Annotated in this window: 18 protein-coding genes; 2 read left to right on the forward strand and 16 right to left on the reverse strand. The window is 48.1% G+C overall.

The genetic code is table 11. The annotated features are described in order from the left end of the window. Positions 1-143: 143 nt before the first annotated feature. The 15 genes from xerD to HMPREF2551_RS08545 form a co-directional block, all read right to left on the reverse strand. Positions 144-1,016, reverse strand: a complete 873-nt coding sequence (xerD, locus tag HMPREF2551_RS08475) for a site-specific tyrosine recombinase XerD (RefSeq protein WP_070838430.1) — start codon at positions 1,014-1,016, stop codon at positions 144-146. Between the two features lie 81 nt (positions 1,017-1,097). After that, positions 1,098-1,541 carry a peroxiredoxin gene (locus tag HMPREF2551_RS08480; protein WP_070838432.1) on the reverse strand — a complete coding sequence of 148 codons (444 nt, stop codon included), beginning with the start codon at positions 1,539-1,541 and terminating at the stop codon, positions 1,098-1,100. Positions 1,542-1,577: 36 nt separating this feature from the next. Next, positions 1,578-2,213, reverse strand: a complete 636-nt coding sequence (locus tag HMPREF2551_RS08485; RefSeq protein WP_070838434.1) for a deoxynucleoside kinase — start codon at positions 2,211-2,213, stop codon at positions 1,578-1,580. A gap of 97 nt (positions 2,214-2,310) precedes the next feature. Next, positions 2,311-2,799 (reverse strand): 2-amino-4-hydroxy-6-hydroxymethyldihydropteridine diphosphokinase, encoded by a 489-nt coding sequence (folK, locus tag HMPREF2551_RS08490; protein ID WP_070838436.1) that lies wholly within the window; start codon positions 2,797-2,799, stop codon positions 2,311-2,313. Positions 2,800-2,814: 15 nt separating this feature from the next. After that, a complete protein-coding gene (locus tag HMPREF2551_RS08495; RefSeq protein ID WP_036491806.1) occupies positions 2,815-3,189 on the reverse strand; it encodes a SirB2 family protein in 375 nt (124 codons plus the stop codon). A 52-nt stretch (positions 3,190-3,241) separates the two neighbouring features. Beyond that, positions 3,242-3,811 carry a tRNA 5-(aminomethyl)-2-thiouridylate-methyltransferase MnmM gene (locus HMPREF2551_RS08500; protein WP_070838438.1) on the reverse strand — a complete coding sequence of 190 codons (570 nt, stop codon included), beginning with the start codon at positions 3,809-3,811 and terminating at the stop codon, positions 3,242-3,244. 78 nt (positions 3,812-3,889) lie between these two features. Next, on the reverse strand, positions 3,890-4,186 hold the full coding sequence (gene hfq / locus HMPREF2551_RS08505; protein WP_036493792.1) for an RNA chaperone Hfq: 297 nt from the start codon (positions 4,184-4,186) through the stop codon (positions 3,890-3,892). Between the two features lie 298 nt (positions 4,187-4,484). Beyond that, on the reverse strand, positions 4,485-5,942 hold the full coding sequence (der, locus tag HMPREF2551_RS08510) for a ribosome biogenesis GTPase Der (protein ID WP_070838440.1): 1,458 nt from the start codon (positions 5,940-5,942) through the stop codon (positions 4,485-4,487). Positions 5,943-6,083: 141 nt separating this feature from the next. After that, positions 6,084-6,713 carry a YfgM family protein gene (locus HMPREF2551_RS08515; protein ID WP_049322720.1) on the reverse strand — a complete coding sequence of 210 codons (630 nt, stop codon included), beginning with the start codon at positions 6,711-6,713 and terminating at the stop codon, positions 6,084-6,086. After that, complete coding sequence (gene hisS / locus HMPREF2551_RS08520) at positions 6,714-8,009, reverse strand: histidine--tRNA ligase (RefSeq protein WP_070838678.1); 1,296 nt, start codon at positions 8,007-8,009, stop codon at positions 6,714-6,716. It abuts the gene before it with no gap. A gap of 127 nt (positions 8,010-8,136) precedes the next feature. Next, positions 8,137-8,661: a hypothetical protein gene (locus HMPREF2551_RS08525; protein ID WP_070838441.1), complete on the reverse strand. Its 525-nt coding sequence runs from the start codon at positions 8,659-8,661 to the stop codon at positions 8,137-8,139. Between the two features lie 8 nt (positions 8,662-8,669). Further along, entirely contained in the window at positions 8,670-9,605 is a 936-nt protein-coding gene (locus HMPREF2551_RS10755) for a DUF6973 domain-containing protein (protein WP_070838443.1), read from the reverse strand. Beyond that, positions 9,605-10,066: a hypothetical protein gene (locus HMPREF2551_RS10540; protein ID WP_143128525.1), complete on the reverse strand. Its 462-nt coding sequence runs from the start codon at positions 10,064-10,066 to the stop codon at positions 9,605-9,607. Before HMPREF2551_RS10540 ends, HMPREF2551_RS10755 begins: the two co-directional genes overlap by 1 nt. 2 nt (positions 10,067-10,068) lie before the next feature. Next, positions 10,069-10,377, reverse strand: a complete 309-nt coding sequence (locus tag HMPREF2551_RS08540) for an alpha/beta hydrolase family protein (protein WP_070838447.1) — start codon at positions 10,375-10,377, stop codon at positions 10,069-10,071. Further along, positions 10,374-11,018, reverse strand: a complete 645-nt coding sequence (locus tag HMPREF2551_RS08545; protein ID WP_083323128.1) for a hypothetical protein — start codon at positions 11,016-11,018, stop codon at positions 10,374-10,376. Before HMPREF2551_RS08545 ends, HMPREF2551_RS08540 begins: the two co-directional genes overlap by 4 nt. A gap of 248 nt (positions 11,019-11,266) precedes the next feature. Here HMPREF2551_RS08545 and HMPREF2551_RS08550 point away from each other — a divergent pair, with 248 nt between their 5' ends. Further along, complete coding sequence (locus HMPREF2551_RS08550; protein WP_070838449.1) at positions 11,267-12,190, forward strand: RluA family pseudouridine synthase; 924 nt, start codon at positions 11,267-11,269, stop codon at positions 12,188-12,190. Between the two features lie 69 nt (positions 12,191-12,259). On the opposite strand, the gene adhP is transcribed toward HMPREF2551_RS08550, so the two are convergent. Further along, on the reverse strand, positions 12,260-13,303 hold the full coding sequence (gene adhP / locus HMPREF2551_RS08555; RefSeq protein ID WP_083323129.1) for an alcohol dehydrogenase AdhP: 1,044 nt from the start codon (positions 13,301-13,303) through the stop codon (positions 12,260-12,262). Between the two features lie 339 nt (positions 13,304-13,642). Here adhP and HMPREF2551_RS08560 point away from each other — a divergent pair, with 339 nt between their 5' ends. After that, positions 13,643-15,124: an aldehyde dehydrogenase family protein gene (locus HMPREF2551_RS08560; protein ID WP_070838451.1), complete on the forward strand. Its 1,482-nt coding sequence runs from the start codon at positions 13,643-13,645 to the stop codon at positions 15,122-15,124. The last annotated feature ends 18 nt before the right edge of the window (positions 15,125-15,142 follow it).

Raw genomic sequence — 15,142 nt, forward strand, 5'->3', positions numbered from 1 at the left:
ATTGCAATATTGGCACTGTCCTTTTGTTTTGAAATTTTTCTATGTAAATTTGTATTTTGATTGTTATTTTATAAATAGTAAACTTTATAACCGTTCAGACGGCCACGATAACAAAAGGCGGCATCTTCGAGATGCCGCCTTGTTCATGAACGGGAATGGTGTTCGTCAACCATGTTTTTCAAACGGATATTGGCCACATGGGTATAAATCTGCGTAGTATTGATGTCGGAATGTCCCAACATCATCTGGACCGAGCGCAAATCGACGCCGTGATTGACCAAATGCGTGGCAAAAGCATGGCGCAAACCGTGCGGACTGAGCGAAGCAATACCGGCTGCTTCGGCATATTCTTTGACTATCATCCATGCAAGCTGACGGCTGATGCCGCTGCGTTTCTGGCTGACAAACACTTCGTCGCAGATTTTGTTTTTCAGCAACAACGGGCGAGATTCGTTGCAATATCGTTCCACCCAATACGCCGCTTCCTGCCCCAGCGGAACCAGACGCAATTTGTCGCCCTTGCCTATGGTGCGGATACTGCCGCGATGCAAATCGATATCGCTGAGCGTCAATTTGACGGCCTCGGTCACGCGCAAACCTGTTGCATACATGACTTCAAGCAAAGCTTTGTCGCGCAGTCCGTGCGGCGTTTCCACATCCGGCGCAGCCAGCAGCGCGTCGATTTGGGCTTCGGTAATCAATGTGGGCAATTTGCGTTCCGATTTCGGTGCTTTGAGAAAACGGGTGGGATTGTCTGCCCTTTGGCCCGTTTCTTCCAACCAGCCGTACATGCGCTTGCAAGCCGACAATGCCCGCGCTTGGGACGTGTTTTTTTCCCCCTCCGCATACACGGCATCAGACAGGGCAAACTCATCGGCACTCAACCAATCCTGTCCAACCTCAGACAAACGCGCAGCGATTTTGACCAAATCACGGCGGTAACTTTGCAGCGTATTGTGGCTGAGCCGGTCTTGCAGCCAAAGAGATTCAAGCAACTTGTCTATTAAATCGTCCATATTCATCAAACTGATTGAAAGGCCGTCTGAACGGCATGACTTTACATCCGTTCAGACGGCCTTAGGTTTTCAAAGCCCTATTTAAGAGGCTTGAGAGATTGTATCCAACACTTCCTGCGCGTGTCCGGCCACTTTAACTTTGCGCCACTCATGGGTGATTTCGCCGTTTTCGTCCAGCACAAACGTGCTGCGCTCAATGCCGAGGGATTCTTTGCCGTAAAGCTTTTTCAGCTTGATCACATCAAACAGTTTGCAGACGGTTTCTTCTTTATCGCTCAACAATTCAAACTGGAAGCCTTGTTTGGCGCAGAAATTTTGATGCGATTTGACGCCGTCGCGCGAAATGCCGACAACGGTATAGCCCAATGCTTTGAATTGTTCCAATCGGGCATTGAAATCCAAGCCTTCAGTGGTACAGCCGGGCGTGCTGTCTTTAGGATAAAAATAGACAACCAACGGTAAATGTTCATCGGAGTTAAAATCGCTGCCGGAAGAAGATGGGAGTGTGAATTGATATTTTGACATATTGTTCCTTTCAGACGGCCTAAACCTAGCCTGCGTTTATTTTTCGCTTAAATTCAAATAACTGCGCGTACCTTGAAAATCTTCCAATGCGCGCAACAAAAGCTGGAAGTGGTCGTCATTGCCAGCCAAATCCAACTCATCGGCATTGACGGTCAGCAAAGGCGCGCTTTGATACAAATGGAAGAAATGACTGTATTCGTCATGCACCCGTCCCAAATAGCCTTCGGGAAACAAGCTGATGATACCCTCTTGACGTTTTTGCAGACGTTTGCGGTTGTTTTCGACGGCGGTTTGCAGATAAATTACCACATCGGGTTCCGCGTATTGCGGCAAAATGCGTTGCTTTATATCGGCAAAAAGCTGCCGCTCGTCATCATTCAAAACGATGGGCGTAAAAATGCGGTCTTTTTCCGGCAGAAAATCAGCCACAACCATTCCACCTTGCGCACAATGGTCTTCAATAATATTCACGCTTTCAGCGCGGCGCGTTAGGAAGAAAAGCTCGGCAGCCAAGCCATTATTGGAAACATTGCTGTAAAACTTCATAAGAAACGGATTGTGATCCGGATTCTCCGACAACAGCAACGCGCTGAAATGCTCTGCCAAGCGGCGGCTCAAAGCGGTCTTGCCGCTACCGATGGCGCCTTCGACAACAATATAACGAGGATTCATAGTAACTCTTTGTAATGTGTTTCCCAACAATATTTTATAGCAAAAAAGGCGTGTCCAACACGCCCTTTCTTGTTTCAGCCTGTTTTTCAGACGGCCTTTATTCTTTTAACAGGCGAATCCCCTGCCCGCCCAAAGTTTGAGCCAAATCAGCCGCACGGCCATGCTCGCCCAACTCGAAATCCGGAAGAATTTCTGCCAGCGGCAACATAACGAAACTGCGCTCATGCGCGCGCGGATGCGGCAAGGTCAGATGCGGGTCATCGCTGCGGATACCGTCAAAATCGATGATATCCAAATCCAAGGTGCGCGGCGCATTACGGAAGCTACGTTCGCGCCCAAATTTGGCCTCGATGCGGTTTAACTCTGCCAACAGCGCTACGCCGTCCAATGAAGTTTTCACGGTACAAACGGCGTTCACAAAATCGGGCTGATTGTCATAGCCGACCGGCGCAGTCAGATACAGGGAAGAAGCCTTTTCGAGCCGGATATGCGGATGCGCGGCCAATTCGGCCAAAGCTGCGCGAACCTGTTCGGCAGGATTAGCAAGATTACTGCCCAAAGCAATAACGGCAAAATGCGGATACATTTCAGACGGCCTCTTTTAAAACGGCAGTGTTTTGGTTTTGGCAAGGAAAACAATCGTGGCAACACACGACATGGCCAAAATGTAGACGATATAAAATTTCGGCGAACGCGGACGCGAACGCATCATAATCATGCCCAATACAATATAAACCAGCAACAACAGGATTTTCATGCCGAGCCACGGCGCATTGAACGGCGAAAAATGGGTAATCTTCATCAGCCACAAGCCGGTAAACAGCAACATGGTGTCGTTCAAATGCGGCATGGCTTTCCAAATGCCTGCCAACGGTTTTTCAGGATGACGCCAAAGCATGAAAAAGCGGATGTTAAACAGCAAAATGGTAATGGTTACAAAAATCTGGTGGCTGTATTTGACGAACAGGTATTGCATAACAGTTTCTTGTCGGTAGAGGGAATTAAAGCGGCTATTTTACCGCAAACATCTATTTCTGACGCAACTTTTCAACCGCCAGCAGATAGGGCGGCGCATTGCGGCGGTTGACAAAGCCATAGCGCAACACGGCAAAGGCTTCCTGCGGCAAAGCCTCCGCCCATTGTACAATCGCCTCAGCTTCTATTCGGCCGGTTTCATGTCCCGGATACAATACCGCCACAGCAAGGCCGCCCTCTTTCAGCAAACCCAAAGTATCCGTCAGCGCACGGATGCTGCTTGCCGCCTCAGTCGTACAGCTTTTATCGCCGCCCGGCAGCCAACCGAAATTAAATACTGCGGCATCTAAAGGCTCGTCGATATAAGATGAAAGGTTTTCATGGCCATCATGTATCAGGGCTACCCGGCCATCTACGCCGTTTTCTTTCAGACGGCCTTGAGTCTGCGTCAGTGCTTTAGATTGCACATCAAAAGCCCACACCTTACCCGTTTCGCCAACCAATTGCGCCAACAGCAAAGTATCATGTCCGTTTCCGGCCGTCGCATCCAAAGCGCGGCCGCCTGCTTTTAAGGCTTGTCGTAACAGGGAGTGGGCAAAGGGAAGAATGTTTTCAAGCAGCATGATAAAGGTCGTCTGAAAATAAAAATACCCTACCGCAAAAGCGGTAAGGTATTGAAAAACAGGAATGCGTTACATCATTTATTCGGCAGGTTGTTGCACAGTCTCAACTTGAACCGGAGCAGCTGCGGCAGCGGCTTGAGGTTGTTTGTTTTCGTGTTGCAGGCTGACTGCGCGTGCAGGAACGATTGTTGAGATAGCGTGTTTGTAAACCATTTGAGTGACGGAAGTATTACGCAGCAGAACAACGTACTGGTCGAATGATTCCACTTGACCTTGCAGCTTGATGCCGTTTACCAAGTAGATTGAAACCGGAACGTGCTCTTTACGCAACGCATTCAAAAAAGGATCTTGTAACATTTGTCCTTTAGCTGTCATATTCTTGAGCTCCATTATTATGATTGTAAAGACGCCAAAATCGGCGTTTGATGGGATTGTAGCCCCGAATAGGATAAATTACCAACTATTTTTTTCTATCACACCGTTTAGGAATCCAGCAATGAGGGAACTTCCCGTCAAACCGACTGTTTCATTTCCATATTCACAACAATTCCCAATTCAAATTGAATGTTTTTTTTAAATTCGGCAAACTCTATCGAAAATATACCATGGAGCTCTAATAAGCTGTTTTTCATTATAAAAAGGCCGTCTGAAATGGTTCAGACGGCCTTTGTGTTTATTTACTGAATTGTTTTTTCACGCTGACTTTGGTTTTCTTCTTGAAGCGGTTTTTCTCTTCCTTGCGGCCTTCGCGTTTCTCAATACGGTTGCTCAAGCTGACACGGCGCAACGGTTTTTTCTTCGGTTTGTCTTCCGCATTTTCATACGGGTTTTCCGAAACATTGTATTGAATTCTGAGCGGAGTACCTTGCAGATTGAAGGCTTTGCGGAATGTTTGGGTCAAATAGCGTGTGTAGCTGTCTGAAATAGCATGCAGCGAATTACCGTGTACCACAATCACCGGCGGATTCATGCCGCCTTGGTGGGCATAACGCATTTTCGGGCGCACCAAGCCAGCACGCGGCGGTTGTTGCCGCTCAATCGCGCTTTGCAATACGCGCGTGATTTTCGGCGTCGGCATCTTAATCATCGCCGCGTTGTAGGCAGCCTGAATGCTGTCAAACAAACCGTCTATACCGCGCTCTTTCAACGCAGAAATAAAGTGGAACTTAGCAAAATCAAGGAAATACAATTTGCGGTTGATATCACGTTTCACTTGCTCGCGGCGCTCTTCGCTGATGCCGTCCCATTTGTTGACCGCCACCACCAAGGCACGGCCTGCTTCCAAAGCAAAACCTGCAATCGTCGCATCTTGGTCGGCGATATCTTGTTGCGCATCCAACACCAAGACGGCAACATTTGCCGCTTCAACCGCCTGCATGGCTTTGATAACAGAGAACTTTTCTACTGCTTCATCCACTTTGCCGCGACGGCGCACACCTGCGGTATCGATGATGGTAAACGGTTTGCCTTCACGTTCAAAATCAATATGGATACTGTCGCGCGTCGTGCCTGCCATATCGAAGGCAATCACGCGTTCCTCGCCGAGAATGGCGTTTACCAAGGTCGATTTACCGACATTTGGACGGCCGATTACAGCAAAAACAGGATGTTTCGCTTCTTCCTCTTCCTTTTCAGGCTCTGGGAAGGTTTCCAAAATATCTTCAATCAGATAATACACGCCATCGCCGTGCGCACCTGAAATCACATAAGGGTCGCCCAAGGCAAGTTCGTAGAACTCGGCGGCAAGCACGGCCCTATTGCCGCCCTCGCCTTTATTCACAGCCAAATAAACAGGACGCGGACTTTGGCGCAAACGGTCGGCAATGATTTTATCTTGCGGCGTCAAACCGGTACGGCCGTCCACCAAAAACACAACCGCATCGGCTTCATCGACAGCCTGCAAGGTTTGTTTTGCCATTTCGTGCAAAATGCCGCTGTCCACAATCGGCTCAAAACCGCCGGTATCAATGACCAAATAAGGTTTGCTGCCGACTTTGCCATGACCGTAATGGCGGTCACGCGTCAGGCCGGGCAAGTCATGCACGAGCGCGTCTTTGGTGCGCGTCAAACGGTTGAATAAGGTAGATTTGCCGACATTGGGGCGGCCGACAAGCGCGATGGTTGGTTTCATGATGGAGTCTTTCTGTGTCAAGTGCCGCCTAAAAACGGGAGCGGAACACAAGCAGGTGTTTTAAAAACACGGTTGATAAGGATAAGTGTAGGCCGTCTGAAAAGTCATGGCAACTTCAGACGGCCTTGATTTCAAACAAACTTATTTCAAGCTGTCGATTTTCATTTGCAGCAATTCGCGGCCTACTGCGGTTTGCGGCAATTTGCTCAAAGCAGCTTCGTAACTTTGTACGGCTTCTTTGGTTTTATTTTGGGCAACGTAAACATCGCCTTTGGTTTCCAGCATCAAAGGCTCGAAGTCAGCCTCAACCTGAGTATTCAGGGCATTGATGGCGGCATCGTATTTTTTCTGCTGCAACAGGACAACGCCCAAACGCTGGGCTGCCAAAGCTTGAACCAGCGGTGCGTTTTGGTTTTTCAGCACCCAATTCAAATGACCTTCCGCCACATCATAACGGCCGGCATCAAACTCGGTCGCCGCTACCATCAACGTAGCTTGGGCTGTCGAAATGGAATCAGGATAGTTTTTTTGCAATTCGGCCAAATCGGCGTTGATGGCTTTGGGGTCGGTTTTTTGCTGCGCCTTTTCAACCATTTGCGCCAATACGGCGGCGGCTTCCTGATCTTTTGAAGCTTTTTGGCCTTGGTAAATGGTGTAACCCAAATACCCCAAAGCCGCCACGATCAACAAGGCAAAGATCCAACGGCCGGTGCGTTTCCAAAAATATTTAAAGTTGTCTAACTCTTGTTGTTCTTCCAAATGGGCTGCCATTTATGCGTTCTTCCATTGTTGTAAAGTGTCTGTCAAATCAGCGGCGGCAACGGTTTTCTGTTCGTGTTTGCCCTGCATATCTTTCAGGGTAACCGTACCGTTTGCCAGCTCATCCTGAGCCACAATCAGGGCAAAGCGTGCGCCACTGTTGTCTGCTTTTTTCATTTGCGCTTTCAAGCTTTGATAGCCGGAATGCTGCATCACATTGAAACCTTGTGCGCGCAAGGCTTGCGCGTATTTCATTACCTGCAAGTCCGCACCTTCGCCTTGGTGCATTGCATAGACATCAGGCGCAGCGTTCACTTCCAACGAGCCGTATTCGCTCACCAAAAGCAGCAGGCGCTCAATACCCATCGCAAAGCCGATAGACGGCGCAGGCTTACCGCCAAGTTCTTCAATCAAACCATCGTAACGGCCGCCACCGCACACAGTCGCCTGCGCGCCGAGTTTGTCGGTCGTCCACTCAAAAACCGTCTGATTGTAGTAATCCAAACCGCGTACCAAGCGCGGATTTTCAACATATTGAATACCCAAACCGTCCAACATCGCCTTGAAGCGTGCATAGTGGTTTTGCGAAGCCTCGCCCAAGTAATCTACCAGACGCGGCGCCGCATTGCAGATTTCCTGCAAATCAGGGTTTTTCGTATCCAAAACGCGCAAAGGATTGGTTTTCAGACGGCGTTTGCTGTCTTCATCCAGTTGCGCCTCATAGTGGGTCAAATATTCAACCAATGCCGCACGGTGTGCCGCGCGTTCCTCACGGTTGCCCAAGCTGTTGATTTCCAAAGTCAGGTATTCGCGAATACCCAATTTTTCCCATAAGTCGGCAGACATCGCGATGATTTCCGCATCAATATCCGGCCCTTCAAAACCCAAAGCCTCGATACCGACCTGATGGAACTGACGATAACGGCCTTTTTGCGGACGTTCACGGCGGAACATCGGCCCCATATACCACAGCTTTTGCGGGCTGTTGTACAGAAGGTTGTGTTCAACCACCGCACGCAGACAAGAAGCCGTACCTTCGGGACGCAGGCTCAAACTCAAAGAATCGTTTGAATCGGAGAAGGTGTACATTTCCTTGCCGACCACATCGGTCTCCTCGCCGATGGAGCGGACAAACAAACCGGTTTGCTCGACAATCGGCGTACGGATTTGCTGATAGCCGTAAGCGCGTGTCCAGCGACCAACCGTATCTTCAAACGCCTGCCAAAACGCAGCCGTCAGTTTAAAATCTTTTTGTTCGACAGGTAAAAGGTCGTTCATACCTTTTACAGATTGAATTTTTTGTGCCATTTCAATATGGGATAAGCGAAAATCAAATAGTTGGGCATTATAGCTGATTTTTAAGGGTTTGTGAGGTTGGGAACAAATCAAAAGGCCGTCTGAAAGTTTCAGACGGCCTGTAATCAATTAAACGCTCTTATCTATCCAATCTAACTGTTTTCTTACCAATCTTCACACAAACTCCACCATCCTCACTGCATTGGACTAATTTACCATCTTGCACCGCTTTATTAATATCAGCCATCCACTCTATCTGTTTATTTTCTGTTCTTACAGCTTGAATCAGATAAATCACCGTACCGAAACACAGCAATCCGGTCAGCGCAAAGACTGCGACCGACGCCCAAACCAACTTTCTCAAATCCTTTGCCGATTTCTGCTGCCTGCCTTCCACTTCGCGGACGGTTTCCAGCAGCCAACGCCCCGTCGTTTCCAGCCGCTCCGTGAATTTCCCGACCGACTGCTCCAAGCCCGACCGAACCGCTTCTACCGCTTCCTGCCTGATTCTTTCGGCAGAACCATCCAAACGGTTTGACGAAGAATCCAATACCCGCTGTGCCTGCACCGCCAGCTGTTCTGCATTTTTCGCACGCTTTTCCGTTTGTCCCGCCAAAGCAATGACATTATCTGCCAAGCTGTCGATTTTCTGTTCCAATTCCATCCTTCCTCCTAACCGCGGCCCATCCGCATCACAGGCGCATCAACCTGCCGCGCCTGCTCTTCCGCCAAGCGCGCCATTTCTTGCTCGCGTTCCTGTGCGGCATAAACCTTGTCTGCATTCTGCCGCAAACCGCGCCCGACATCGGAATCCAGCAGGCTGTCCAAGGCAGCGTGCATTTTGTCGTCGTCATCCGACAGCAAGGCTGCAAAACCGTATTCGCGGAATTCGTCGGCAGAGGCGTTTTTGGCTAAGGGTTTAGTAATATCGACCCATTCATTCTCATTATCATACTGATAAAAGGTGTTTTTTATATAACCGCCCGAAGCAACAAGGTTAGGATAATACTGTCCTAGAATTTCCATTTCTAAAGGCGATAGTGAAGAATGTTGATCATGATGAGTATCATAATCTTCTAAATGTGGAATGGGATATTTGGAATATGCCCCTGGTTTCCAATTTACAGGCCAATTAACATCCTTATGCCCGACAGGAAGCTCTTTACCATCCAATTTGGGATTTACTTTCCACTTGTCTTGTGGCAGCCACCGAGCGTTATTTCCATTTGGATCATTAGGAACAATGGTTTTTCTTGCTTCTATTACCACGTCCTCCCAAGAACTGCCTCCTCTTTGCTGGCGTAATCTGTTTCCAATTTTGATACCTAGTTCATTATTATGCACATCCATCTCATTGGCTTCTTTAGTCTGATCCTGCATATTTCCTGTAAATTCATGTGCAGATAAAATAAACCGTGCATAATTTTCTCCATAACGACGAGTCAACTCGGCAGAAAGCAAAACATGTCGATACGCATCAGCAGGTCCATCACTGCGGCCAGGCAAATGAGAACCTACACTTTCATTAATAGCAGCACTTGCCACATGCCCTGTAAAAAAATCATTAACAGGACTATGGCTTTTTTCATAAGCATATTCAGCACTCATCAAATTTTTTCCTTTTTCAAATTAATACACGAATGAATTTCATACCGCTTTTCAGACGACCTTTTGTCAACAAACAGGCAAGCATTTTGTAAATTGGCACAAAAACTTTGATTTTGAGAAATTTTAGGATATTTCCCTCCATTAAACCGTTTTTCCTGTACTTTTCCGTCAGTCGAAAACAACCACCAAATTTCCTGTCCGTCCTGTGTCAGCATGGAAAACTCTTTTTCGGGAATATGTGGCAGATGGTTTGAAGAAATAAAATCCTCATAAGGTTGGTATGAACTTTGGATACATATGTAGTGTGCATTAGGTGCAATATAAGAAAACGGCAGGGGAGTGTTTTCAGCTTTTTTCCAATCCTCATCACTGATTACGGAAGAAGGGGTGCAACTGGAAAGCACAAATAATGAGAAAAAAGATAACAACTTTTTAGTTGACAGATTTTTAAAATATTTCATAACTATTCTTCACAATATAGACATTGTTTTTTCGATTCAGCAGCCTGATAGTTGACACTGTTGATCACCATCGCAAGGTCGATGATACCATCCGTAACGCTGGCCGTTCCTCGGTGGGTAACGATAATTTCATTGGTTCGGACATCTTGGTACACCGTGCCTTGGTAATCTGTTACAGGGTTGTTGCGGACGGCCAAGACTTTGTAATCGTTGCCTCCGATAGTGATGGACTCGCCGGGTTTGGTTACCATCCGAGTCTCGTAGGCATCTTTGGCCAAATCGGCTTGCTGCTGTCTAGTGATATTACTCATGGTTTGATTTCCTCAAGAGTTACAGTTATGGTAAACATTTCTTTATGTTCTTCGGCACTATACAGTTCAGGAGAGGTAATACCGAAATTGACAAAATCCGGAGAAATGGAACCATCTTCCCGTGTAAAATAAGGATATGACCATTTCCAATAATACTTAGTCAATGTTTTTTTCTCCAACAGGTTTCTCATTACATCACTGATGGTAAACCCTGTTTCCTCTTCTTTTCCCGTTGCCTTGAACGTTCCACCGAAGCCGTCAGGTTTCCAATGGCAGACACCTTCGCCAAAGTAATCTTCATCCTGTACGGCATCAAAATAGAAAGAGGCTTCATATTCATCTTTACCGACTTGACGAAGCGGAATATCGACGTATTTCCTAGGGTGAGACGTTACGCCTTCGATATGATTGATAACATACGAGCAATCCCGTGCCATATAGCGGATATAGGTATCATTCATCGACACCAACGGCCCGGGCGCGTCGTTGATTTTGATTTTAAGGCGGTATGCCTGTTTGGGATGGGGATTCAACTGAAATCTTGCTTCGGTTTGTTCCTGAACACTCATGCTTTTCTCCGAACCGCCGCAGGCATTCAGGCTGAAGACTGAAAATACGGCGGCGGTTATTAATGCGTTCATCGATTTTCCCTTCTTGGACTGTCAAAAGGTCATCTGAAAACCAAATACAAGGTTTTCAGACGACCTTAATTATAGCGGAAGTTATGTATAGGCGAACTTACTGACATACAAACGGTAATTTTCCACATTGTACAGGCTCTTATGTTCGATAAACCATATAAACATCAGACATAAATGACAACCTGCCGCACTTCCTCAATCCGAAAAACCATCTGAAAAACTTCCCGAAACCGAGTACAATCCGCCGCATGAAAAAACGTACCAATCCCCTACCTCTTTTAGACGGTGTCAAACCCAGCTACTTGGTTTTGCCGCATGAAAAGCAGTTTTACGGCTTGCCGCTGCTACATTTTTTATGCGCTCATTTTCCCTTTGTCGGCGAAGAAAACTGGCGGCGGCGGCTGAACAGCGGTTTTGTGGTGGGTTCGGATGGCGTGCCGTTTGATGAGAATACTTTGTTCGAACCCGGCAAGACGATGTTTTATTACCGTGAAACCAGCCGTGAGAGCGAGCCGCGTATTCCGTTTGAAGAAAAGATTTTGCATATTGATGAGCACCTGATTGTGGTGGACAAACCGCATTTTCTGCCCGTCATCCCCAGCGGCAGGTTTTTGCGGGAAACCTTGCTCACGCGCCTGCGTTTGCGGCCGGAATTACAGCATTTGAATGTTGAAGACATTACGCCGATTCATCGCTTGGATAAAGATACGGCAGGTGTTATTCTGCTTTCGCTCAACCCTGCTACGCGTCGCGATTATCAGACCATGTTCCAAGAAAAAACCGTCCGAAAAACCTATGAAGCGGTGGCGCCGACGCGGACGGATTTGAACTATCCGCTGGATATTTCGTCACGAATGGAACGCGGCGAAAAATTCTTTCTCACACGGGAAACGGAAGGCGAACCCAACGCCCACACGACCATCGAACTTATCGAAAACCGCGGCGCATTCAGCCTCTACCGCCTCACGCCGCATACCGGAAAGAAACACCAGCTCCGCGTGCATATGATGAGTTTGAATATGCCTCTGATGAACGATGCGCTTTACCCTACCCCATTGGCGGCCGGTGATGAAGACTACGACAAACCTTTAAAACTTCTGGCCAAAAGAATAGAGTTTACCGATCCTGTCAGCGGAGAAATCCGCGTATTTGAAAGCGGCTTTACGCTGTAAGTTATCCAATCCAATAAAAAAGGCCGTCTGAAATTTTTCAGACGGCCTTTTTATCACAGAATCATTTGATTAGTGATGAATGCAGCTGCACTCTTTGTTCATATCAATCACCATGCGGCCGGTAATTTTACCTTCGCGCATTTCTTGGAAGATGGCAGGCGCTTCATCCAAAGCACGCAACTCGACTTTAGGCACAACCAAGCCTTCTGCGCCGAATTGGAATGCTTCTTCCAAATCTTTACGGGTACCGACCAGAGAGCCGACCACTTCGATGCCGTCCAAGACCAGACGCGGGATGGACAGGTCCATAGATTCGGGCGGCAGACCAATGGCAACGACGCGGCCGCCTGCACGGACGCAGTCCACAGCGGAGTTGAACGCGGCGGCGGATACGGCGGTAACAACGGCTGCGTGTGCGCCGCCGGTTTTTTCTTGGATCACTTTGGCAGCGTCTTCTTTGGCGGCGTTGATGACTAAATCAGCGCCGCTTTCTTTAGCGAATGCCAGTTTTTCATCGTTGATGTCGATGGCGACAACGTGTGCGCCGAATACTTTTTTCGCGTATTGAACTGCCAAGTTACCCAAACCACCTGCGCCGTAAATCGCAATCCATTGACCCGGACGGACACCGGAAACTTTAATCGCTTTATAAGTGGTCACACCGGCACAAGTAATGCTCGAAGCTTGCGCAGGGTCAAGACCGTCGGGTACTTTAACGGCGTAGTCCGCATCGACGATACAGTGGGTCGCCATGCCGCCGTCGGCAGTATAGCCTGCGTTCAATACAGAGCGGCACAAGGTTTCGCGGCCGGTATTGCAGTATTCGCAAGAACCGCAGCTTTGGAATAGCCATGCGATGCTGACACGGTCGCCGACTTTCAGATTTTTCACGCCGTCGGCAACCTCTTTAACCAAACCGATGCCTTCGTGTCCCAACACGCGACCCGGTTTGTCGCCGTAATCGCCTGCCGCAACGTGCAAGTCGGTGTGGCACACGCCGCAATACTCAACTTCCACCAACGCCTCGCCGTATTCCAGCGGACGCAGTTCGCGTTCAACAACTTCTACATCACCTGCTACATCTTTGTTTACTACCACAGCATGCATTTTCATGGAGCGTCTCCTAGAGTGTCGAAAAACTGTTTAGCTATGAATGAGAATACTCCCCATATCCTCAGCCGTCAACCCATAATCTTTTTTAAAACAATGATTTATGATGTTATACCATAACAAAATTCATTTAAGTCGTATAAATCTTTAAATATATTAACAAATACACTTTCATTTCAATCAAATCCTTTATTTTTCAGACGGCCTGCTACATGAAACAACATTGAAAATGTAAATTTTGAGAACATTCTCATTTTTAGTACTTGAACCTAAAAAGAAAAAAGCATAAGCTGTTTTTATGGCGCAGAAACACGCCTTCCCATTCATTAAGGAGAGAGCATTATGGCAAAAGATTTAAATGTGTTTGATAAAGAATATGGTCTTTTAATCAACGGCGAATGGACGAAAGGTAGCGAAGGCAAACTTTTATCCTCTTACAACCCTGCCAATGGCGATGAATTGGCCAAGTTCACAGACGCAACCGACGCCGATGTCGATGCTGCCGTGGCCGCTGCGCAAGAAGCGTTCAAAACATGGCGTAAAACCACGACTGCCGAACGCGCGGCCATTTTGAACAAAATCGCCGATGTAATTGACGAAAACGCCGAATTGTTCGCCCTGCAAGAAACCTTGGACAACGGCAAACCCATCCGCGAAACCCGCGCCGCCGACGTACCTTTGGCTTCCGACCATTTCCGCTATTTCGCCAGCGTCATCCGCGGCGAAGAAGGCACGGCAACCCAGCTTGACGCCGAAGACCTATCCATCGTTTTGCGCGAACCGATCGGCGTTGTCGGCCAAATCATTCCTTGGAACTTCCCATTCTTGATGGCCGCATGGAAAATCGCTCCGGCATTGGCCGCAGGTTGTACCATCGTCATCCACCCTTCTTCCAGCACTTCATTGAGCCTGTTGTCCTTCGTTCAAAAAATCAACCACTTGCTGCCTAAAGGCGTGTTGAACGTGATTACCGGCCGCGGTTCCAAATCCGGCGAATACATGTTGCACCACAAAGGCTTCAACAAACTGGCCTTTACCGGCTCAACCGAAGTCGGCCGCCGCGTCGGCATCGCCGCCGCCGAATTGCTGATTCCGTCCACTTTGGAATTGGGCGGTAAATCCGCCAACATCTTCTTCGACGATATGCCTTTCGACAAAGCCCTCGAAGGCGCGCAAAAAGGTATTTTGTTCAACCAAGGCCAAGTGTGCTGCGCCGGTTCGCGCATTTTTGTACAAGAAGGCATTTACGACAAATTCGTCAATGCTTTGGCTGAAGAATTCAAAAAAATCAAAGTCGGCCTGCCTTGGGAAGACGATACCCAAATGGGTTCGCAAGTCAATGCCGGCCAACTCGAGACCATTTTGAAATACGTCAAAATCGGCGAACAAGAAGGCTGCCGCATCATTACCGGCGGTAAAAAAATCGAAGGCGAATTGGGCAAAGGCGAATTTGTCGAGCCTACTTTGATTGAGGCCAGCAGCAACGAAGCCCGCGTTGCCCAAGAAGAAATCTTCGGCCCGGTTGCCACCGTGATTAAATTCAAAACCGAAGAAGAAGTCATCAAAATGGCCAACGACAGCGAATACGGCTTGGGCGGCGCAGTGTGGAGTACCGGCATCAACCGCTGCCTGCGTGTTTCCAACGCATTGGAAACCGGCCGCGTTTGGGTAAACTGCTACAACCGCCTGCCTGCCGGCGCGCCGTTTGGCGGCTACAAAACTTCAGGTATCGGCCGCGAAACCCACAAAATGATGCTCGCCGCCTACACTCAAGTGAAAAATATCTACATCAGCACCCGTGAAGAACGCGAAGGCTTCTATTGATTCGGTGATTCACAGTAA

Source organism: Neisseria sp. HMSC066H01, from assembly GCF_001837375.1.
Classification (GTDB): Bacteria; Pseudomonadota; Gammaproteobacteria; order Burkholderiales; family Neisseriaceae; genus Neisseria.